Origin of the sequence: Mycolicibacterium llatzerense, assembly GCF_025331195.1 — a bacterium.
GTDB classification, from domain to species: Bacteria; Actinomycetota; Actinomycetes; order Mycobacteriales; family Mycobacteriaceae; genus Mycobacterium; species Mycobacterium llatzerense.
Map to the genome: position 1 here is coordinate 2,333,781 of NZ_LXOV01000001.1, position 20,222 is coordinate 2,354,002.

Consider the following 20,222-nt stretch of genomic DNA (forward strand, 5'->3'; position numbering starts at 1 on the left):
CGCGGTTACTTCTTGGCGGCCTTCGCTGCCTCGGTGGCCGGGTGGACGGCGATGAGCCCCAGCCCGGCCCGGCGCTTGCACAGGGCCGCCAGCTCGGCGTACACCTTCTTGCCCAGCAGCTCGGTCAGCTCGGGCCCGTAGGACTCCCACACGGCCTTGGCTCCGACGTGCGCGGCCGGGTCGCCGGTGCAGTACCAGACCAGGTCGTGGCCGCCCTCGCCCCAGCCGCGCCGGTCGTATTCGGTGACGACGGTCCGCAGGATTTCGGTGCCGTCCGGGCGGGTCACCCAGTCCTGGGTGCGGCGGATCGGTAGCTGCCAGCACACCTCGGGCTTCATGGTCAGCGGTTCGACACCGAGCTTGAGCGCCTTGCTGTGCAGTGCGCAGCCGACGCCGCCGGCGAAACCCGGGCGGTTCAGGAAGATGCACGCACCCTTGTATTTGCGGGTCCGCAGGTTGGGCTTGTCGTCGTACTCGTCCATCTCGAGGTAGCCCTTGCGGCCCAGGCCCTTGTCCCGGAACTGCCAGTCCTCGTCGGTCAGCAGCTTGACCGACTCCTCGAGTTGCGCGACATCGTCGTCATCGGCCATGAAGGCGCCGTGGCTGCAGCAGCCGTCATCGGGCCGTCCCTCGACGGTGCCCTGGCATGCCGGTGTCCCGAAGACACAGGTCCATTTCGACAGCAGCCATGTCATATCCGCGGCGATCAGATGCTCCGAATTGTCCGGATCGAAGAACTCCACCCACTCGCGGGCAAAGTCCAGTCCGACCTCGTGGGAACCGGGCTTCGGCGGCGCCTCGTTCTTGGGCGCACCAGCGCCACCGGCACTGATCTGTGATGCGGTCACAGCACGCAACCGTAGACCCGTTACCGTGGTTTCCGTGCGATTGGGCGTCCTCGACGTGGGCAGTAACACCGTTCATCTGTTGGTAGTCGACGCGCGCCGCGGCGGGCACCCGACACCGATGAGTTCGACCAAGGCCTCACTGCGCCTTGCGGAGGCCATTGACGACACCGGCAAATTGACCCGCAAGGGCGCTGACAGCCTGGTCGCGACCGTCGACGAGTTCGCCAAGATCGCCACCAGCTCGGGCTGTGCGGAGTTTATGGCGTTCGCCACATCCGCGGTCCGGGACGCCACCAACTCCGAAGCGGTGCTGGCCAGGGTCCGGGCGGAGACCGGCGTCCAGCTGCAGGTCCTGTCCGGGGTCGACGAATCCCGGCTCACCTTCCTGGCGGTGCGCCGCTGGTACGGCTGGAGCGCGGGCCGCATCATCAACCTCGACATCGGCGGGGGTTCGCTGGAACTGTCGGGCGGTATCGACGAAGAACCCGACGTCGCGCTGTCGATGCCGCTGGGTGCGGGCCGATTGACGCGGGAATGGCTGCAGGAGGATCCGCCCGGCCGTCGGCGCGTGGCCGTGCTGCGGGACTGGCTGGACAACGAGCTGTCCGCCTCGGCGGCCAAGGTGCTCTCTGCGGGCACCCCGGAGCTGGCTGTCGCAACCTCGAAGACGTTCCGGTCGCTGGCCCGGCTCACCGGTGCGGCACCGTCCGGGGCGGGGCCGCGCGTGAAGCGCACGTTGACCGCCGCTGGCCTCAGACAGCTCATATCTTTCATCTCTAGGATGACCACGGCTGACAGAGCCGAGTTGGAAGGGGTGAGTGCCGACCGCGCGCCACAGATCGTGGCCGGTGCGTTGGTGGCCGAGGCGACCATGAGGGCGCTGTCGCTCGACGCGGTGGACATCTGCCCGTGGGCATTGCGGGAGGGTGTGATTCTGCGGAAACTCGACAGTGAAGCCGATGGAACCGACTTGGTGGAAACGTTCGCGGGCTTAGCTCCCGCCAAAGGCGAGACACGATGACAGATTCAGACGACTTCTCCGCGACGCGACCGATCTCGGTCGCCGAGCTGCTGGCCAAGAACGGCACCATCGGTGCGCCGCCCGTCGGCGGCCGCCGACGCCGGCGGCGGGGGAACAGCGACGCGGTGACGGTCGCCGAGTTGACCGGCGAAATCCCGATCATCCGGCCGGAGACGCTGCACGCGGAGCCGGCGCAGGCACCGGCGGAAACGGTTCCGGAGCCCATCGCGGAGCCTGCAGCCGAGCCCGAACCCGAACCCGAAGCCGTCGTCGAGCCTGAGGCCCCGGCTGACGACGTCGCCGTCGAGGACGAGACGCCGTCGGCTGCCGACGAGATGGAGCCCGACGACACCGGCGCCCACTACGTCGTCGACGACACGATGCTGCACACCGATCTCGTCGACCCGGCGCCCGCAGACGCCGCGGCCGACGACTACGAGGACCACCTGCGCCGCCGCGACGCCGAGGCCGATCCGCTGGAGTTCGTGGCGCCGTCGTCGCGCAAGCCTGCGTTCCGCTGGTCGTTCAAGCCGGTTCGCGGCGCCGAGGAGATGAGCCCCGACCTGGTCGACGAGGACGTGTCCGCCGACGCGGACGTCGACGACGATCTGCTGTCGCTCAAGGACGCGGAGCCCGTCGCCAAGCTCCCCGTTGTCGACGACACCGACGCCGCCGCGGCTGCCGACGCCACTGACGACGCCGCCGGCGTGCGCGACACGTCGCGGGAAGGCCGGAGTTCGCGCTATGACGCCCTGTTCGGTGGCTTCGCCGCCGACGAGGACACCCGCCGCGACGACGTCGAGGCCGCGTTCCATGACGAAGCGGAACGCGACGACCACGACTACGACCGCGACGAAGCCGACCACGAGGACGAAGAGTCCGGTTCGGGCCTGAAGCGCGGCGCCTGGGTGGTCGGCCAGAGCCTGTTGGCCGTCGCGTTCGGTGCCGGCATGTTCTTCGCGTTCGATCAGCTGTGGCGGTGGAACCAGATCGTGGCGCTGATGCTGTCGATGCTGGTCATCCTCGGCCTGGTCGCCGGCATCCGGGTGATCCGCAAGGACCACGACCTGGCCAGCACGCTGATCGCGATCCTGGTCGGCGGCCTGGTCACGTTCGGGCCCCTGGCACTGCTCTACTCGGCCTGAGCCGGAGCCCTGTGCCTCCCGCCATCAAGGTAGGTCTGTCCACCGCCTCGGTCTATCCACTGCGGACCGAGGCTGCCTTCGAGTACGCCGCACGCCTGGGTTACGACGGTGTCGAGCTGATGGTGTGGGCCGAGCCCGTCAGCCAGGACATCGACGCCATCGAGCGGATGTCGGAGCGCTGGGGCGTGCCGGTGCTCAGCGTGCACGCGCCGTGTCTGCTGATCTCGCAGCGGGTGTGGGGCTCCAACCCCATCCCGAAGCTGGAACGCAGCGTGCGGGCCGCTGAGCAGCTGGGTGCGCAGACGGTCGTCGTGCACCCGCCGTTCCGGTGGCAGCGCCGCTACGCCGAGGGTTTCTCGGATCAGGTGCTCGAGCTGGAGGCGTCCAGCGACGTGCTGGTCGCGGTCGAGAACATGTTCCCGTTCCGCACGGACCGGTTCTTCGGCACCGGCCAGCCGTCCATCGAGCGGATGCGCAAGCGTGGCGGGGCCCCGGGACCTGGGATCTCGGCGTTCGCGCCGTCCTACGACCCGCTGGACGGCAATCACGCGCACTACACCCTGGACCTGTCGCATTCGGCGACGGCCGGAACCGACGCCATCGACATGGCCCGCCGGATGGGCAAGGGGCTGGTGCACCTGCATCTGTGCGACGGCAACGGCGCGTCCACCGACGAACACCTGGTGCCGGGGCGCGGCAGCCAGCCGACCGTACAGGTCTGTCAGATGCTCGCCGCCAGTGAATTCTCCGGGCACGTGATCCTGGAGGTCACCACGTCGGCGGCGCGCAACAACGCCGAGCGCGAGGCGCTGCTCGTCGAGTCGCTCGAATTCGCCCGTCGGCACCTGCTGCGCTGACCCCGCGCCGTCCTGGCATGCTGTCTCCCGTGGCGAGAATTGCGATCATCGGTGGCGGAAATATCGGAGAGGCCCTGCTGGCGGGGCTGTTGCAGGCAGGCCGGCAGGTCAAAGATCTGGTCGTAGCCGAGGCATATCCGGCGCGTGCCGCGCAGCTCGCCGAGAAGTACTCCGTCCGGGTCACCGATGTCGCCGACGCCGCCGAGAACGCGGCCTACGTGATCGTGGCCGTCAAACCCGACGCCGTCGAGGGCGTCGTCGAGGTGCTGGCCGAACTGGCCTCCGACGCCGACAGCAGCAGCGTCGAGCAGGTCGTGGTGTCGGTGGCCGCGGGCGTCCCGACGTCCTTCTACGAGGCCAAGCTGCCGGCCGGTGCGCCGGTGGTGCGGGCGATGCCGAATACGCCGATGCTGGTGGGCGCGGGCATTACCGCGCTGTCGCGGGGCCGGTTCGCGAACGAGGCCCAACTCGCCGAGGTATCGGAGATCTTCTCGGCCGTCGGTGCGGTGCTGACGGTGCCGGAGAAGCAGATGGACGCGGTGACCGCGGTGTCCGGTTCGGGCCCCGCGTACTTCTTCCTGATGGTCGAGGCCGTGGTGGACGCGGGCGTCGCGGCGGGCCTGCCGCGGGCCGTGGCGACCGAGTTGGCAGTCCAGACGATGGCCGGTTCGGCGGCCATGCTGCTCAATCGGATGACTGATTCGGGAACCGGTTCTACGGTCGGTCCGCTGGATACCAGCGCCGCCGAATTGCGGGCCTCTGTGACCTCTCCGGGGGGCACTACCGCCGCTGGGCTGCGGGAACTCGAACGGGGCGGGCTGCGCTCCGCGGTCGCAAGTGCGGTCGAAGCCGCAAAAACACGGTCTGAGCAGCTAAGAATTACATCTGAGTAGTTCTAAGATTTCAGATTGATTACCCCACACCCGTCGCAATAACCACATTGGCCACGCTATTCTCCTTCTCGTAAGCACGCGTTGGTGCCAGCGGAGGGGAAGCCGCTGGAGCTGGCCGTGCCTGATTGATTGGGTTGCGATGACGTCTATGAACGGGCCATCGGCGCGTGACGGTGGCGATCAGCCACGAACGCAGTTCCTGACTGTTGCCGAGGTTGCGAGTCTGATGCGGGTAAGCAAGATGACGGTATACCGGCTGGTGCACAACGGGGAGTTGCCCGCGGTGCGTGTCGGCCGATCATTTCGGGTGCACGCCAAGGCGGTGCACGACCTCCTCGAGTCCTCGTACCACGACGCGGGTTAGTCACCGCGCGCCCGGCTGAGTGCTGCGCACCTTGGGTGCGCAGCACCGAATCCGCGTCTTCGGTGTGATTGGTATCGGTCAGCGCTACCGGGCACTCCGAAATCGCTGATGAGCGGGCGTATCCAGCAGGCGTTTTCGTGACCGGAAACCCCGCCGGGTAAAGTGGCGGGGTTGGTTTCACACCGATCTTCACGGATCGACGTCTAGTAGCGGAGACTTCAAAGTCTATGGGTTCAGTCATCAAGAAGCGGCGCAAGCGCATGTCGAAGAAGAAGCACCGCAAGCTGCTTCGTCGCACCCGGGTTCAGCGCAGAAAACTCGGTAAGTAACCGCGACGCCGACCTGTGCCATCCATCGACGCCCACTAGGCTGACCAAATGGATGCCGACGGACGCCCTGGAAGCCGGCCCACCGCGCCGGGCGGAAGCGATTCCGGCCCGGACATCCCCGAGACCCTGCACCACCCCAAGGTGGTGCTGGTCACGGGTGCGTGCCGGTTCCTGGGCGGATATCTGACAGCCAGACTCGCTCAGAACCAGCTCATCGAGCACGTGATCGCGGTCGACGCGATCACGCCGAGCAAGGACATGTTGCGGCGGATGGGCCGCGCGGAGTTCGTCCGCGCGGACATCCGCAATCCCTTCATCGCCAAGGTGATCCGGAACGGCAACGTCGACACCGTCGTCCACGCGGCGGCGGCGTCCTACGTGCCGCAATCCGGTCGCGCTGCGCTCAAAGAGCTCAACGTGATGGGCGCCATGCAGCTGTTCGCGGCCTGTCAGAAGGCACCGTCGGTCCGTCGGGTGATCCTGAAGTCGACATCGGAGATCTACGGGGCCAGTCCGCGTGATCCGGTGATGTTCACCGAGGACAGCAGCGCCCGCCGGCCACCGGGGGAGGGCTTCGCCCGCGACAGCATCGACATCGAGGGCTACGCACGCGGTCTCGCGCGGCGGCGACCCGACATCGCGGTCACCATCCTGCGGCTGGCCAACATGATCGGCCCGGCCATGGACACCGCGCTCTCGCGGTACCTCGCGGGCCCGTTGGTGCCGACCGCCTTCGGGCACGACGCCCGGTTGCAACTGCTGCACGAGCAGGACGCCCTCGGGGCGCTGGAACGTGCCACCCTGGTGGGACGCGCCGGCACCTTCAACATCGGGGCGTCGGGCGTCATCCTGATGAGCCAGGCCATTCGCCGGTCCGGCCGCATCGGGTTGCCGCTCGCCGGCCCCACGATGTGGGTGCTGGACGCCTGGCGCCGGGCGACCGCGGGCGTCGAATTGGACCGCGAACAGTCCGACTACATGCGCTACGGCCGGGTCATGGACACCACACGGATGACGAGGGAACTCGGCTATACCCCAAAGTGGACGACCATGGAGGCTTTTGACGATTACGTTTCAGGCCGCGCGCTGACGCCCATTATCGACCCAGGATGGGTACGCTCAGTGGAGCGTCGTGCAGTGGCCGCAGCGCAGCGGTGGGGACGCTGATTTCGCAAGTTTTTGATGGTGGGAGATATTGACGTGGCGGGCGAATCTAAAGCCAAAGTCATTCCGCTACATTCGAATTCGACACGCGCTGCTGCGCAGCGGCGGGCGTCGAAACGCGATGCGACGCTGCGACATCCTTCGCTGTTGACCGACCCGGGGACCCGCGCATCTGCCGAGCAGATCGCCGCCGTGGTCCGCGAGATCGACCAGCACCGGTTTGCTGCGTCCGGCGCCCCGGCCGCCGACGAACCCAACGAACTGGCCCAACGTATCGGCGCCGCTTCGGATTTCATTCGCAAGCGCATGACCGGTGATTACCGTGTCGACGAATTCGGATTCGACCCGCATCTCAACAACGCGGTGTTTCTTCCTTTGCTGCGAACGCTTTTCAACTCGTGGTTCCGCGTCGAGGTGTCCGGTATCGAGAACCTTCCGGATGACGGCGCCGCGCTGGTCGTGGCAAACCACGCCGGGGTGTTGCCGTTCGACGGGCTGATGACGTCCGTCGCCGTGCACGACAAGCACCCGAAACACCGCGACTTGAGGTTGCTGGCCGCCGACCTCGTCTTCGACCTGCCGATGGTGGGACAGGCCGCGCGCAAGGCCGGGCACACCATGGCCTGCACCGCCGACGCGCACCGGCTGCTCGAGGCCGGCGAACTGACCGCCGTGTTCCCCGAGGGGTACAAGGGCCTGGGCAAGCCGTTCAAGGACCGGTACAAGCTGCAGCGGTTCGGCCGTGGTGGCTTCGTCTCGGCGGCGCTGCGCACCGGCGCGCCCATCGTGCCGTGCTCGATCGTCGGCTCCGAGGAGATTTACCCGAAGATCGGCGACGTGAAGCTGCTCGCCCGGCTGCTCGGGTTGCCGTACTTCCCGCTGACGCCGCTGTTCCCGCTCGCCGGCCCGCTCGGACTGCTGCCGTTGCCGTCGAAGTGGTACATCCAGTTCGGTGAGCCCATCTCGACGGCCGATTACGAGGATGGCGCGGCCGACGACCCGATGGTCACCTTCGAGCTGACCGACCAGGTGCGCGCCACCATTCAGCAGACGCTGTACCAGCTGCTGGCGAATCGCCGCGGCACGTTCCTGTAGTTACCGCGAGGGTGCACTAACCCTTTTGTGCCGCAACCATTTTCGCGATGGCGGCGTCGCGGGCGGCAGCGATCTGCGCGCTGATCTCATCAGTCTCGCCGTCGTGCTGCGCCTCGCCGAGCATGGTGACGACGCTGGTCATCACCGGCTGGCCGTCGTCGTCGGTGACCTCGGCGCGGACTTCGCTGATCACGGTGCCATGCGACTCGATGACCGAATCCAGGTACGAGTCGAACCACAGCCGGTCGCCGACCTTGATCGGGCGGTGGAAGATCAGCTTCTGATCGCGGTGCAGCACGCGTTCCAGATTGATCGGCACGTCGAACTGGTTGAAGATCTCGAGCTGCACGCGTCGGCCCGCCACCGCGATGAACGTCAGCGACGCGATCAGGGTGTCCGAACCGCACTCAGCTGCGGCTTCGTCAGTGAAATGGGCGGGGTGATCGTCCTGCACCGCCAGTGCGAATTCCTTGACCTTCTCGCGGCCGACCTCGAAGTAATCGGGGTACCGGTAGTGGGTGCCGATGATGTTGTCCGCGATGCCCATGGCGGGTGAGCCTATCAGCGTCCGCGCCTCTGACCGGCGCGGCGAAGCTAGTTGCCCTTGCGTGACGCCATGGCGGCCAGCGCCCCGCCGACGGCGCCCAGGGCCAGCGCCGATGGCACGCCGATGCGGGCGGCCTTGCGGGCGGTCCGGAAATCGCGGATTTCCCAACCCCGTTCGCGGGCCACGTCGCGCAGCGCGGCGTCGGGGTTGATCGCGACGGCCGTGCCGACCAGCGACAGCATCGGCACGTCGTTGAAGCTGTCCGAGTACGCGGTGCAGCGGCGCAGGTTCAGGCCCTCGCGGATGGCCAGTTGCCGCACCGCGTGCGCCTTACCGACCCCGTGCAGGATGTCGCCGACCAGGCGGCCGGTGAAGACCCCGTCGACGGACTCGGCGACGGTGCCCAGCGCCCCGGTCAGCCCCAGCTTGTTGGCGATGGTCTGGGCCAGCTCCATGGGCGTGGCGGTGACGAGCCAGACCTGCTGGCCCGCGTCGAGGTGCATCTGTGCCAGCGCCCGGGTGCCCTGCCAGATTTTGTCGGCGATGATCTCGTCGTAGATCTCGTCGCCGAGGGCTTCCAGTTCCGCGGTCTGCCGGCCCTCGATGAACGACAGGGCCTTGCGCCGGCCGGCGGCGACGTCGTCGCTGTTCTCCTTGCCGGTCACCTGGAACTTGGCCTGTGCGTAGGCGAAGCGGGCCAGGTCGGAGTACTTGAAGTAGTCGCGGGCGGCGAGGCCACGGGCGAAATGCACCAGGGATGAGCCGTGCACGAGCGTGTTGTCGACGTCGAAGAACGCGGCCGCGGTGAGGTCGGGCGGCGGCGGGAGCGCCGGGGCAGCGGGTTCATCGGCTCCGGAATCCTGGCCGTCGACAGCGTCGGCGGGCACGGGCTCGTCGGCAGTCACGGGGCTGGATTCGGACACGGTTCAACAGTAGGTCACGCCATACTGTTGCGCGTGGATCGATCAGGGAACAGCCACCGCGTGACGTTGCTCACCCGTACCGGCTGCAGCATGTGTGCGCGCGCGGCGGCTCAGCTCGCGGAGCTGTCCGACGAGCTCGGCTTCACCCTGACGAGCACGGATGTCGATGTTCTGGCTGCTGCCGGGGATACCGCCCTGCGCGCGGAGTTCGGCGATCGGCTGCCCGTGGTGCTCCTTGATGACGTTGAGCACAGCTACTGGGAGGTCGACGAGGAGCAGTTGCGGGCCGACTTGGCAGGTTGACGCAGTGGGTTGACCGCTGGGCCAGGGCGCTCAGGGCGCATGCAGGGCTCTATTGACAGCTCGGCCGTCGTGGGATTCGGTGTGCGTATAGCAAATTTGGTCGGCGGGCTGGTGAGCGGCTAGCTTTGAATACGTTCCTGCGGCCACTCGAGGCCCAGGAAACATGCCTGCGCGACGGAGGTGCGACGAGGTGAAGAGGCCGTGAGCGTACTGCTGTTCGGGGTTTCGCACCGCAGTGCACCGGTTTCCGTGCTGGAACAACTCAGCACCGACGAGGCCGAACAGGCCAAGATCATCGAGCTGCTGCTGCAGTCCTCTCTGGTCACCGAGGCGATGGTGCTCTCCACCTGTAACCGGGTCGAGGTGTACGCGGTGGTCGACGCCTTCCACGGCGGGCTCTCCGTGATCGGTTCGGTGCTCTCCGAGCGATCGGGCATGTCGCTGCACGACCTCACGAAGTACGCCTACGTGCGGTACGCCGAGGCGGCTGTCGAGCATCTGTTCGCCGTGGCCAGCGGCCTGGATTCGGCGGTCATCGGCGAGGCGCAGGTACTGGGCCAGGTGCGCCGGGCCTACACCTCCGCGGAAGCGCACCAGACCGTCGGCCGCACCCTGCACGAACTGTCGCAGCGGGCACTGTCGGTCGGTAAGCGGGTCCATTCCGAGACCGGGATCGATTCGGCGGGTGCCTCGGTGGTGTCGGTGGCGCTGGACATGGCCACGTCCAAGCTGACGTCGCTGACCGGGCTGACGGCCGCCGTGATCGGCGCCGGCTCCATGGGTGCCCTGGCCGCCGCGCATCTGACGCGCGCCGGGATCGCCCGCATCGAGGTGGTCAACCGTTCGCTGCCGAGAGCCGAGCGCATGGTCGAGAATTTGAAGGCACAGGGCGTCGACGCGGCCGCGCACACCCTGGACGACATCGCCGTCGCGCTGGGCAACTCCGACGTCGTCGTCGCGTGTACCGGCGCGGTGCGTCCGGTGGTGTCGTTGGCCGACGCGCACCGCGGACTGATGAACCGCCCGGAGCATCACCAACTGGTGATATGCGACCTGGGCATGCCCCGCGACGTGGACAGCGCGATTGCTGGCCTACCCGGCGTGCACATGATCGACATGGACCGCATCCAGCGGGAGCCGTCGGCCCGGGCCGCTGCCTCGGACGCCGAAGCGGCCCGCTCGATCGTCGCCGCGGAGGTCGCCAGCTACCTGGCCGGCCAGCGGATGGCCGAGGTCACCCCGACCGTCACCGCCCTGCGTCAGCGCGCCGCCGACGTCGTCGAAGCGGAATTGCTGCGGCTCGACAACCGGGTTCCCGGGCTCGACGCCGCCCACCGCGACGAGGTCGCCAAGACCGTCCGACGGGTCGTGGACAAGTTGCTGCACGCACCGACGGTGCGGGTCAAACAGTTGGCCAGCGCGCCCGGCGGCGACACCTACGCCGAGGCGCTGCGGGAGCTGTTCGAGCTCGACCCGCAGGCCATCGACGCCGTGTCCGCCGGCGAACTGCCTTTGATGGCACCAGATTTGGCGGCAGGCGAGCCGCATTCCCACCACGACAAGGCTGAGTAATCTCACTTGGTAACTACCCTCGATAACGTTGTCCGGATCGGCACCAGGGGCAGCCTTTTGGCTACCACGCAGGCCGGCACCATCCGCGACGCCCTGGTAGCTCTGGGGCAGCCCGCGGAGCTGGTCATCATCAGCACCGACGGCGACCGCTCCCAGGCGCCCGTCGCCGAGATCGGCATCGGTGTGTTCACCGCCGAGCTGCGGCACGCCATGGCCGACGGCCGCATCGACGTCGCGGTGCACTCGTACAAGGATTTGCCGACGGCGCCCGACGAGCGCTTCGTCATCGCCGCCGTCCCGCCGCGCGAAGATCCGCGGGATGCGTTGGTGGCGCGCGACGGAATGGTGCTGGGGGAGTTGCCGGCCGGCTCGGTGATCGGCACGTCGAGCCCGCGACGGGCGGCGCAGCTTAGAGCACTGGGTCTCGGTTTGGAAATCCGCCCCCTACGAGGCAACCTAGATACCAGGTTGAACAGGGTAAGTAGTGGTGATCTCGACGCTGTTGTCGTCGCCCGAGCGGGTCTGGCCCGTATCGGACGGCTCGATGTCGTCACCGAGAGCCTCGAGCCGGTGCAGATGTTGCCAGCGCCGGCGCAGGGCGCCCTCGCGGTCGAGTGCCGAGTGGGGGACACCGAGTTGGCGACGCTGTTGGGAAAGCTGGACCATCCCGACACGCGTGCCGCGGTCACTGCCGAACGAGTCCTGTTGGCCGAACTGGAGGCGGGTTGTTCCGCGCCGGTGGGTGCGATCGCTGAAGTGGTCGAGTCCATCGACGAGGACGGCCGAGTCTTCGAAGAGCTGTCGTTGCGCGGTTGCGTGGCGGCGCTGGACGGATCCGACGTGATCCGGGCGTCCGGGATCGGGACACCCGAACGGGCACGAGAGCTGGGGCTCTCGCTGGCCGCGGAGTTGTTCGACCTGGGTGCGCGCGACGTGTTGGATCAGCGGACTGTAGAGCGGGAGTGAGAGATGACGACCCGAGTGCGTAAGCACAAGCCCGGCCGCATCACCTTTGTCGGTTCCGGCCCCGGTGACCCGGGCCTGTTGACGACGCGTGCGCGGAACGTTTTGGCGCATGCGGCATTGGTTTTCACCGATCCTGACGTGCCCGAGGCGGTGCTGGCGCTGATCGGTACCGATCTGCCGCCCACGTCCGGGCCGCACCCGGCCGAGGCGGAGCCGGCTGCCGAGACCAAGACCGACGAGGCCACGCCCGAAAAGGCGCCGGCTGCCGCGCCCACGATGACGTTCCCGCATGGCGTCGACGTGCGCCCCGCGCTGGGTGACCCGACCGAGGTGGCCAAGCTGCTGATGGCCGAGGCCAAGACCGGTGTCGACGTGGTGCGCCTGGTCGCCGGCGACCCGCTGTCGGTCGACTCCGTCATCACCGAGGTGAACGCCCTGGCCAAGACCGCGGCGCACTTCGAGTTGGTGCCGGGCCTGCCGTCGTCGACGGCCGTGCCGACCTACGCGGGCCTGCCCGTCGGGTCGTCGCACACCGTGGCCGACGTCCGTGGGGACGTGGACTGGGCCGCGCTGGCCGCCGCCCCCGGGCCGCTGATCCTGCACGCGACGGTGTCGCACCTGCCGGACGCCGCCCGCACCCTGATCGAATACGGCCTCACCGAAAGCACCCCGTGCGTCGTGACCGCCAACGGCACCACCTGCCAGCAGCGGTCCATCGAGACCACGCTGGCCGGGCTGCTGGACAAGGCCGTGCTGGAGAAGCCGGTCGGCCCCGAGCCGGTCGGACCGCTGGCGGGCCCGCTGGTCGTCACGATCGGCAAGACGGTGGCGCACCGGGCCAAGCTGAACTGGTGGGAGAGCCGCTCGCTGTACGGCTGGACCGTGCTGGTGCCGCGCACCAAGGACCAGGCCGGCGAGATGAGCGATCGCCTCGTGGGCCACGGCGCGCTGCCCATCGAGGTACCGACCATCGCCGTCGAGCCGCCGCGCAGCCCCGCCCAGATGGAGCGTGCGGTCAAGGGTCTGGTCGACGGCCGCTTCCAGTGGGTCGTGTTCACCTCCACCAACGCGGTGCGTGCGGTGTGGGAGAAGTTCAACGAGTTCGGTCTGGACGCCCGCGCGTTCTCCGGTGTGAAGATCGCCTGCGTCGGTCAGGCCACCGCGGACAAGGTGCGCGCGTTCGGTATCAACCCCGAGCTGGTGCCTGCCGGTGAGCAGTCGTCGCTGGGCCTGCTCGACGAATTCCCGGACTACGACGAGATTTTCGACCCGGTGAACCGGGTGCTGCTGCCGCGCGCCGACATCGCCACCGAGACGCTGGCCGAGGGCCTGCGCGAACGGGGCTGGGAGATCGAGGACGTCACGGCCTACCGCACCGTCCGCGCCGCTCCGCCGCCGGCGCACACCCGCGAGATGATCAAGACCGGTGGTTTCGACGCCGTCTGCTTCACCTCGAGCTCCACGGTGCGCAACCTGGTCGGCATCGCCGGCAAGCCGCACGCCCGGACCATCGTCGCCTGCATCGGCCCGAAAACCGCTGAGACCGCAGCCGAATTCGGCCTGCGCGTGGACGTGCAGCCGGAGACCGCCGCGGTGGGCCCGCTGGTCGAGGCGCTGGCCGAGCACGCCGCTCGCCTGCGCGCCGAGGGTGCCCTGCCGCCGCCGCGTAAGAAGAGCCGGCGCCGCTAAACTCGATCGAAACGGCATTCCAGCAGGCGTGCACTCGCACTTTGTCTGCCGGAATGCGGCTTCGGCGAACTAGGAGGCATTGCTGTGTCGTATCCGAGGCATCGGCCGCGGCGACTGCGTACGACCCCGGCGCTGCGGCGTCTGGTGTCCGAAACCTCGCTGGAGCCACGGCATCTGGTGCTGCCGATGTTCGTCGCGGACGGGCTCTCCGAGCCGCGCCCCATCAGCTCGATGCCCGGGGTCGTCCAGCACACCCGGGAGTCGGTGCGCCGCGCCGCCGCGGAAGCCGTCGAGGCCGGTGTCGGTGGGCTGATGCTGTTCGGCGTCCCGTGCGACGGTGACAAGGATGCGACCGGCTCCGAGGGGGTCAACCCCGACGGCATCCTGAATGTGGCGCTGCGCGACCTGAATTCGGACCTCGGTGACGCGACCGTGCTGATGGCCGACACCTGCCTGGACGAGTTCACCGATCACGGGCACTGCGGTGTGCTCGATGTGCACGGCCGGGTCGATAACGACGCCACCAACGAGCAGTACATCAAACTTGCTGTGGCCCAAGCGTATTCGGGTGCGCACGTGGTCAGTCCGAGCGGCATGATGGACGGTCAGGTGGCCGCGATCCGCGATGGGCTGGACCATGCCGGGCACAGCGATGTCGCGATCCTGGCCTACGCCGCCAAGTTCGCGTCGGCGTTCTACGGCCCGTTCCGCGAGGCGGTGGGCTCGAGCCTGCAGGGTGATCGTCGTACCTATCAACAGGATCCGGGCAACGCCCGCGAAGCGGTCCGTGAGATCGAACTGGATCTCGCCGAAGGCGCCGACATGGTGATGGTCAAGCCGGCGATGAGCTACCTGGACGTGGTGCGCGCCGCTGCCGACATCTCGCCGGTCCCCGTTGCGGCGTACCAGATTTCGGGTGAGTACGCGATGATCAGCGCGGCCGCGGCCAACGGCTGGATCGACCTGCGGGCCTCGGTCCTGGAGTCGCTCGTCAGCATTCGGCGCGCCGGCGCCGACATCGTGCTCACGTACTGGGCGACGGACGTCGCGGGCTGGCTCCGGTGAACCCCCAGAACCCGCAGAACCCGAATCCGCAGTACCCGCCGTATCAGGGCGCGGCCCCGGACGGGTCCGGCGCCGAGCCGCACGAGATGCCGCAGGACGTCGTCACCGGCTTCTGGCTGTGGACGGCCGCGCTGCCGGTGTCGGTGATCGGCTACGTCATCAACCTGCTGACCACGCCCGAGCGCTCGGTGTCGGGCTACGCATACGCGGTGTCCGGTCTGATGCTGTTCATCATCGCGGTCCTGGTGGCCACGTTCCTGGTGCTGCTGCGGCAGGGCTACCGGTGGGCGCGCAGCATCCTCACCGGTGGGTCCGCGGCGACGATTCTGTACCTGACCACCAATCTCTTCGCCGACTACCACGGCGCGGCCGCGGCGCTCGGCTACGCGGTGTGCGGCATCGGCGGCACGGTGCTGATCGGCGGCGGCGTGTACCTCCTGCACCGCCCCGACTCGAACGCCTACTTCGTCCGCTGAGCCGCGCCCAGGTCGACGTCGATGCACACGTCGCCCGCTAGGCTGGCCCGGATATGACTGAGCCCACGCCCTCACCAGCCCGACCGCAGGCCGTGACCGTTGCTTTCTGGTGCTGGGTGGTGGCCGGGGGTCTCCTCACCGCGATCGGTACCTGGCAGCTCAGCCTGAGCCTGCCCGCTTCGTTCCGGGCCATCGGTGGGCTGCTGGCGGTGGTCGGACTCGCTCTGGGCTTTCTCGCCGGCCGGGCGCGCCGCGGCGATGCCCGGTTTCGCCGGGCCGCTACCGCGCTGGCGATGGCGATCGTTCTGCTGATTGCGTTTCTGCTGCTGGTGTTCGGGGCGGACCCGCTGGGATTCCTGGTGCTGACGATTGTCATGGCGTTGGCGATCGGTGGGACGGTCTCGATCACCCGGCCTGCGGCGCAGTCCTGGTTCGATGGAAAGGCCAACGCATGACAGACGCGCCGACAGGCACTGACGCCGAACAGGTCCTCTTCCACGAGGTCGGCGCCAGCTGGTGGTGGTTGCTGCTGGGGCCGTTCTCCGGCGGTTCCATCGCCGCGATGCAATTGTGGTCGGCCCACCGGCTGGACCCGCTGGTGCCGCTGGTGTTCCTGGTGCTGGTGACGGGGTTCATCGGGCTGCAGATCAAGGCCGCACGCCTGCACACCTCGGTCGAGCTGACGTCGGAATACCTGCGCGAGGGCACCGAGTCGGTCCGCGTCGCGGACATGCTCGGGATTTACCCGGAGGCACGGGGCGCCGAAGCGCCGCGCTGGCAGTCCGACCGGGCGCTCGGAGAGCTGACCGGTGTTCCGCGGGGACGCACCGGGATCGGGCTCAAGATGACCGGTGACCGGACCGCGCAGGCCTGGGCGCGGCGCCATCGCGGGCTGCGTGCCCAGCTGGAGGCGCTGGGTGTGCGCGAGTTCGGCGAGGACGACGACGAATGAGCACCGGCAGGATCGTGGCGGCCGGCGCGCTGGTAGTGGCGGTACTGGCGGCCGTCGGCTCGGAGCTGAGTTGGCTGGCCGCATCGTCGATCGCCGACGTCGCGCCGGTGATTCCCGGCGAGCCGGTGAAGACGTCGGTGCTCTATGACCCGTCGTTCATCACGTTGTCGCTGTTGCTGGCGGCCCTGGCAGGGGTGCTCGCCGTAGTAGGCACGGCGAGGTGGCGGCGCGCCCAGTAGTGTGTCGCCCATGTCTTTTTCGCTTGAACTGTCCGCTGACGTCGTACAGGTCCGGGACTGGGTCCATGAGTTCGCTGCTGACGTGATCCGTCCGGCCGCCGAGGAGTGGGACGAGCGCGAAGAGACGCCCTGGCCGATCCTTCAGGAGGCGGCCAAGGTCGGCCTGTACTCCATGGAGTTCTTTGCTGCTCAGACTGCCGAGGAGACCGGGCTCGGCATGCCCGTCGCTGTCGAAGAGCTGTTCTGGGGAGACGCCGGCATCTCGATGTCGATCATGGGAACCGGTCTGGCTGCCGCGTCACTGGCGGCCAACGGCACCATGGAACAGCTGGGCGAGTGGCTGCCGCAGATGTACGGCGACATCAACGATCCCAAGCTGGCCGCGTTCTGCTCGTCGGAACCCGGTGCGGGATCGGATGTTTCGTCGATCATCACCCGGGCGCGGTACGACGAGGCCACCGACGAATGGGTGCTCAATGGCACCAAGACCTGGGCCTCCAATGGCGGCATCGCAAACGTGCACATCGTCGTCGCCTCGGTGTACCCGGAGCTCGGCTCGCGCGGCCAGGCCAGCTTCATCATCCCGCCGGGCACAAAGGGTTTCAGCCAGGGCCAGAAATTCAAGAAGCACGGCATCCGGGCGTCGCACACCGCTGAGGTCGTGCTCGACGACGTCCGGCTGCCGGGCCGGCTCATCGTCGGCGGCCGGGAGAAGTTCGAGGAGCGGATCGCCCGCACCCGCGAAGGCAAGAGTTCGGCGGGCCAGGTGGCCATGAAGACGTTCGAGCGCACGCGGCCGACGGTGGGGGCGATGGCGTTGGGCGTCTCCCGCGCTGCCTACGAGTACGCGCTGGGATACGCGCAGGAGCGCGAGCAGTTCGGCCGCAAGATCGGTGACTTCCAGGCCGTCGCGTTCAAGCTGGCCGACATGAAGGCCCGCGTCGACGCGGCGCGGCTGCTGGTGTGGCGGGCCGGCTGGATGGCGCGCAACAACATGCCGTTCGAGAACGCCGAAGGTTCCATGGCCAAGCTGGTGGCCAGTGAGACGGCGGTCTACGTGACCGACGAGGCCATCCAGATTCTGGGCGGTAACGGCTACACCCGCGACTATCCGGTGGAGCGGTGGCACCGCGACGCCAAGATCTTCACGATTTTCGAGGGCACCAGTGAGATCCAGCGGCTCGTGATGTCCCGCGCGATCACGGGGCTGCCGCTCAAGTAGCTCTTGTTACAGAGTGCAAAATTTGTAACACTGTTCCGTATGACCGAACTTGCGGAACAGTCCGAGCTGGTCTCGGAGCCGGTTGATGCCCTGCCGCTGGGGCCCGACTCGCTGGTGTGGAAGTACTTCGGCGACAACCGGATGTACCTGATCGGCCCCCGGCCGGCGGTCCTGCAGAACATGCTGGCCCAGCTCGGCCAGGGCGTACTGGACCATTCGGTGTTCTTCGCCGACACCTCGGCGCGGATCAAGCGGTCGCTGCCGCCGATCTTCCGCACCGTGTACGGCAGCGACGACGCCAACACCGGCACCGAGGTCCGCGACTACCACCGCGAGATCAAGGGTGATATGCCGGACGGCAGCCGCTACCACGCGCTCGACCCCGACACGTACTACTGGGCGCACGCGACGTTCGTCGACCAGGTGCTGTACTTCGCGGACACCTTCGTCAAGCGCCTGAGCCACGCCGAGAAGGAACAGATCTACCTCGAGTCCAAGACGTGGTACCGCCGCTACGGCGTCAGTGACCGTCCGATGCCGGCCACCTACGCCGAATTCGAGGAGTACTGGGACCGGATGATCAATGACGTCGTGGTGCCGCACAAGACGGCCCGGTACGGCGTCGGCTATGTCACCAAAGGCTTTCCGGCGCCCAAGGGCGTCAACCCGGCGGTGTGGCGCGTGATCGCGGTGGCGTTCAACCCGGTCGCGGCGTTCCTGACCACCGGTGGCATGCCGCCGCGGACGCGGGACCTGCTGGAGCTGCCCTGGACTGCCCGGCAGGAACGCGCCTATCAGCTGTTCGCCGCCGCCTGGCGCACCAAGCCGGTGAACTGGGTGTGGGACCGATTGCCGATGGCGTTGCGGTACAACAGCTTTGCGCAAAACGGTTACGCACGTGCCCGCTGACGCGACGCAAGCGATCCTCGACGCGGCGCTCATCGAGTTCGAGCAGCACGGCTTCCGCCGCGTTGCGCTCGACGACGTGGCGCGCCGGGCCGGGGTCAGCCGCACCACGATCTACCGGCGGTTCGCGGGCCGCGACGAGCTGGTGGCTGCGGTCGTCGAGCGCGAGAACGTCGTGCTGTTCGACGATATCGCCGACGAGCTGAAAAATGCTGGGCCGCAATCTGATTTGTATGTCGAGGCGTTCACGCTGTCGATCCTGCGGTTCCGCCGGCACCGGGTGCTGAATCGGATGATGACCGATGAACCGTCGCTCGTGATCGAACTCATGCAGCAGCACTACGGCGCTGCGGTGGGCCGGATGGCGGCGGCGCTGCGCGTCATCTTCCCGGACGGGTTCGCCGACCGGATCGGTGAGCAGGCCGTCAACGACCTGGCCGACACCATCCTGCGCTACGCCGCGATGGTGCTGCTGTTGCCGAGTGTCGAGGCGCTGGAGAGTGCCGAGGAGATCCGCGCTTTTGCCGCAAGGCATTTCGTGCCGAGTCTGCCGCCGGCACTGCAGGGTCAGGCGGGCAAGTCGGCCGTGCGGTCGATGCGGTAACGCAGGCGGTGGTAGCCCGCGGGATCTCATGCTTGGATCAGTTTCGGCCGGTCCGTCGCTGGGAAGTGGGTAAATCGTGTCGACAATGGAGCTGGCCCGTGCCGAGCGCGAGGACCTCGTCGAGTTCCTGGCGCAGCTGACGCCCGTGCAGTGGGAACAACCGTCGTTGTGCACCGGCTGGCGGGTGCGCGACGTCGTCGGCCACCTCATCGGCTACGACGAGTTGAGCGGCGCGGAGACCGTCCGGGAGTTCCTGCGCGGTGGGCTGTACCCGCCCCGGATCAATGCCGCCGTGCTGGCGCGGCACGCGGGCCGCAGCGCCGACGAACTCTGTGCCACGTTGGTTGAGCATGTCGTGCCACGTGGTCTGACGACCGGCTTCGGCGGCCGGATCGCCTTGTCGGACGCGATGATTCATCAGCAGGACATCCGTCGACCGCTGGGTCTGCCCCGCCAGATACCGCACGACCGGCTGGTGACGGTGCTGGACTTCGCGCGCTACGCGGCGCTGCTGCGCGGCGCCTGGCGGGCCAGGGGAGTGCGGTTGGTCGCCACCGATCTGGACTGGTCGTTCGGCCGCGGACCGGAAGCGTCCGGGCCCGCGGAAGCCCTCCTGATGGTGATGGTCGCGCGGCCTTGTGCGCTCGCTGAGCTCACCGGCCCCGGTGTGGACCGGTTACGCCGGAACCTGGGTGCGCGCTAGCCGCTCCGGCGTTGACAGCGTCGTGGCGGCGGGCGTGTACTGGATATCGGGGGATTGATGAGGTCGGACAATGACCGTCCACGATGTCGATGATGTGATCGACGTTTCGGCTGCCGCACTTGCGAGGCTCTGATGTCCGCGATGATGCTGCGCTCGGCGATAAAGCAGTTCCTGACCACCGGAGAGCCCGCTGCGAGCCGCGCCGCCGACGGCCGCCGGGTGACCGACAGGATTCGCCGCCGCGCGCGATTCGCCGACTGCTGCTGGGACAACCGACTGGCACACCAACGCCGGTGCGATCACGCCGAGTGCGATCTGCATCGCACCGACCCTCTGGCG

25 protein-coding genes are annotated in these 20,222 nt (G+C 68.0%); 21 read left to right on the forward strand and 4 right to left on the reverse strand.

All coding sequences use genetic code 11. The annotated features are described in order from the left end of the window. Positions 1-5: 5 nt before the first annotated feature. The gene (locus tag A7G45_RS11470; protein ID WP_051955305.1) at positions 6-833 is read right to left on the reverse strand and encodes a DUF3109 family protein; all 828 of its coding nucleotides are present in this window, start codon (positions 831-833) and stop codon (positions 6-8) included. Positions 834-882: 49 nt separating this feature from the next. On the opposite strand from A7G45_RS11470, the gene A7G45_RS11475 reads away from it, so the two are divergent. From A7G45_RS11475 to A7G45_RS11510, 8 genes are all read left to right on the forward strand, one after another. After that, the gene (locus A7G45_RS11475; protein WP_043402100.1) at positions 883-1,869 is read left to right on the forward strand and encodes a Ppx/GppA family phosphatase; all 987 of its coding nucleotides are present in this window, start codon (positions 883-885) and stop codon (positions 1,867-1,869) included. After that, on the forward strand, positions 1,866-3,014 hold the full coding sequence (locus A7G45_RS11480; RefSeq protein WP_260936966.1) for an Rv0497 family membrane protein: 1,149 nt from the start codon (positions 1,866-1,868) through the stop codon (positions 3,012-3,014). Before A7G45_RS11475 ends, A7G45_RS11480 begins: the two co-directional genes overlap by 4 nt. Before the next feature lie 11 nt (positions 3,015-3,025). Next, a complete protein-coding gene (locus A7G45_RS11485) occupies positions 3,026-3,871 on the forward strand; it encodes a sugar phosphate isomerase/epimerase family protein (RefSeq protein ID WP_260936969.1) in 846 nt (281 codons plus the stop codon). A 29-nt stretch (positions 3,872-3,900) separates the two neighbouring features. Then, positions 3,901-4,764, forward strand: a complete 864-nt coding sequence (gene proC / locus A7G45_RS11490; protein WP_260936972.1) for a pyrroline-5-carboxylate reductase — start codon at positions 3,901-3,903, stop codon at positions 4,762-4,764. 139 nt (positions 4,765-4,903) lie between these two features. Next, entirely contained in the window at positions 4,904-5,128 is a 225-nt protein-coding gene (locus A7G45_RS11495; RefSeq protein ID WP_029105159.1) for a cell division/environmental response transcriptional regulator, read from the forward strand. A gap of 227 nt (positions 5,129-5,355) precedes the next feature. Next, entirely contained in the window at positions 5,356-5,457 is a 102-nt protein-coding gene (locus A7G45_RS11500) for a 30S ribosomal protein bS22 (RefSeq protein WP_003402602.1), read from the forward strand. A gap of 48 nt (positions 5,458-5,505) precedes the next feature. Next, positions 5,506-6,624: an SDR family oxidoreductase gene (locus A7G45_RS11505; RefSeq protein ID WP_260936981.1), complete on the forward strand. Its 1,119-nt coding sequence runs from the start codon at positions 5,506-5,508 to the stop codon at positions 6,622-6,624. Positions 6,625-6,657: 33 nt separating this feature from the next. Next, on the forward strand, positions 6,658-7,716 hold the full coding sequence (locus tag A7G45_RS11510; protein ID WP_260936983.1) for a lysophospholipid acyltransferase family protein: 1,059 nt from the start codon (positions 6,658-6,660) through the stop codon (positions 7,714-7,716). Positions 7,717-7,732: 16 nt separating this feature from the next. Here A7G45_RS11510 and A7G45_RS11515 read toward each other — a convergent pair whose 3' ends face one another. Both A7G45_RS11515 and A7G45_RS11520 read right to left on the reverse strand, forming a co-directional pair. Continuing rightward, positions 7,733-8,263 (reverse strand): FAS1-like dehydratase domain-containing protein, encoded by a 531-nt coding sequence (locus A7G45_RS11515; protein WP_043401363.1) that lies wholly within the window; start codon positions 8,261-8,263, stop codon positions 7,733-7,735. 47 nt (positions 8,264-8,310) lie between these two features. Next, the gene (locus tag A7G45_RS11520) at positions 8,311-9,186 is read right to left on the reverse strand and encodes an HAD family hydrolase (RefSeq protein WP_377042038.1); all 876 of its coding nucleotides are present in this window, start codon (positions 9,184-9,186) and stop codon (positions 8,311-8,313) included. Positions 9,187-9,219: 33 nt separating this feature from the next. On the opposite strand from A7G45_RS11520, the gene A7G45_RS11525 reads away from it, so the two are divergent. From A7G45_RS11525 to A7G45_RS11585, 13 genes are all read left to right on the forward strand, one after another. Further along, positions 9,220-9,489, forward strand: a complete 270-nt coding sequence (locus tag A7G45_RS11525; protein ID WP_043401369.1) for a glutaredoxin family protein — start codon at positions 9,220-9,222, stop codon at positions 9,487-9,489. Between the two features lie 201 nt (positions 9,490-9,690). Continuing rightward, positions 9,691-11,061, forward strand: coding sequence for a glutamyl-tRNA reductase (locus A7G45_RS11530; RefSeq protein ID WP_043401372.1), 1,371 nt, complete (start codon positions 9,691-9,693; stop codon positions 11,059-11,061). A 6-nt stretch (positions 11,062-11,067) separates the two neighbouring features. Then, positions 11,068-12,027 carry a hydroxymethylbilane synthase gene (gene hemC, locus A7G45_RS11535; protein WP_043401375.1) on the forward strand — a complete coding sequence of 320 codons (960 nt, stop codon included), beginning with the start codon at positions 11,068-11,070 and terminating at the stop codon, positions 12,025-12,027. Positions 12,028-12,030: 3 nt separating this feature from the next. Continuing rightward, positions 12,031-13,716, forward strand: coding sequence for a bifunctional uroporphyrinogen-III C-methyltransferase/uroporphyrinogen-III synthase (locus A7G45_RS11540; RefSeq protein WP_260936989.1), 1,686 nt, complete (start codon positions 12,031-12,033; stop codon positions 13,714-13,716). Positions 13,717-13,800: 84 nt separating this feature from the next. Continuing rightward, positions 13,801-14,781, forward strand: a complete 981-nt coding sequence (gene hemB / locus A7G45_RS11545; protein ID WP_260936993.1) for a porphobilinogen synthase — start codon at positions 13,801-13,803, stop codon at positions 14,779-14,781. Next, positions 14,778-15,257, forward strand: coding sequence for a hypothetical protein (locus A7G45_RS11550; protein ID WP_260936995.1), 480 nt, complete (start codon positions 14,778-14,780; stop codon positions 15,255-15,257). Before hemB ends, A7G45_RS11550 begins: the two co-directional genes overlap by 4 nt. A 53-nt stretch (positions 15,258-15,310) precedes the next feature. After that, complete coding sequence (locus A7G45_RS11555) at positions 15,311-15,712, forward strand: preprotein translocase subunit SecD family protein (protein WP_276554770.1); 402 nt, start codon at positions 15,311-15,313, stop codon at positions 15,710-15,712. Then, the gene (locus A7G45_RS11560) at positions 15,709-16,209 is read left to right on the forward strand and encodes a transport-regulating membrane protein Mce1N (RefSeq protein ID WP_260936999.1); all 501 of its coding nucleotides are present in this window, start codon (positions 15,709-15,711) and stop codon (positions 16,207-16,209) included. The genes A7G45_RS11555 and A7G45_RS11560 overlap by 4 nt, the downstream gene beginning before the upstream one ends. Further along, positions 16,206-16,448 (forward strand): hypothetical protein, encoded by a 243-nt coding sequence (locus A7G45_RS11565; RefSeq protein ID WP_260937002.1) that lies wholly within the window; start codon positions 16,206-16,208, stop codon positions 16,446-16,448. Before A7G45_RS11560 ends, A7G45_RS11565 begins: the two co-directional genes overlap by 4 nt. Positions 16,449-16,458: 10 nt before the next feature. Continuing rightward, positions 16,459-17,670, forward strand: a complete 1,212-nt coding sequence (locus tag A7G45_RS11570; protein ID WP_260937005.1) for an acyl-CoA dehydrogenase family protein — start codon at positions 16,459-16,461, stop codon at positions 17,668-17,670. 39 nt (positions 17,671-17,709) lie between these two features. Further along, the gene (locus tag A7G45_RS11575; RefSeq protein WP_260937009.1) at positions 17,710-18,579 is read left to right on the forward strand and encodes an oxygenase MpaB family protein; all 870 of its coding nucleotides are present in this window, start codon (positions 17,710-17,712) and stop codon (positions 18,577-18,579) included. Then, positions 18,569-19,180: a TetR/AcrR family transcriptional regulator gene (locus A7G45_RS11580; protein WP_260937011.1), complete on the forward strand. Its 612-nt coding sequence runs from the start codon at positions 18,569-18,571 to the stop codon at positions 19,178-19,180. The genes A7G45_RS11575 and A7G45_RS11580 overlap by 11 nt, the downstream gene beginning before the upstream one ends. Before the next feature lie 85 nt (positions 19,181-19,265). Then, the gene (locus A7G45_RS11585) at positions 19,266-19,883 is read left to right on the forward strand and encodes a maleylpyruvate isomerase family mycothiol-dependent enzyme (protein ID WP_260937013.1); all 618 of its coding nucleotides are present in this window, start codon (positions 19,266-19,268) and stop codon (positions 19,881-19,883) included. Here the strand turns inward: A7G45_RS11585 and A7G45_RS11590 are convergent. After that, positions 19,857-20,204: a hypothetical protein gene (locus A7G45_RS11590; RefSeq protein WP_260937015.1), complete on the reverse strand. Its 348-nt coding sequence runs from the start codon at positions 20,202-20,204 to the stop codon at positions 19,857-19,859. The genes A7G45_RS11585 and A7G45_RS11590 overlap by 27 nt on opposite strands. Positions 20,205-20,222 lie beyond the last annotated feature (18 nt).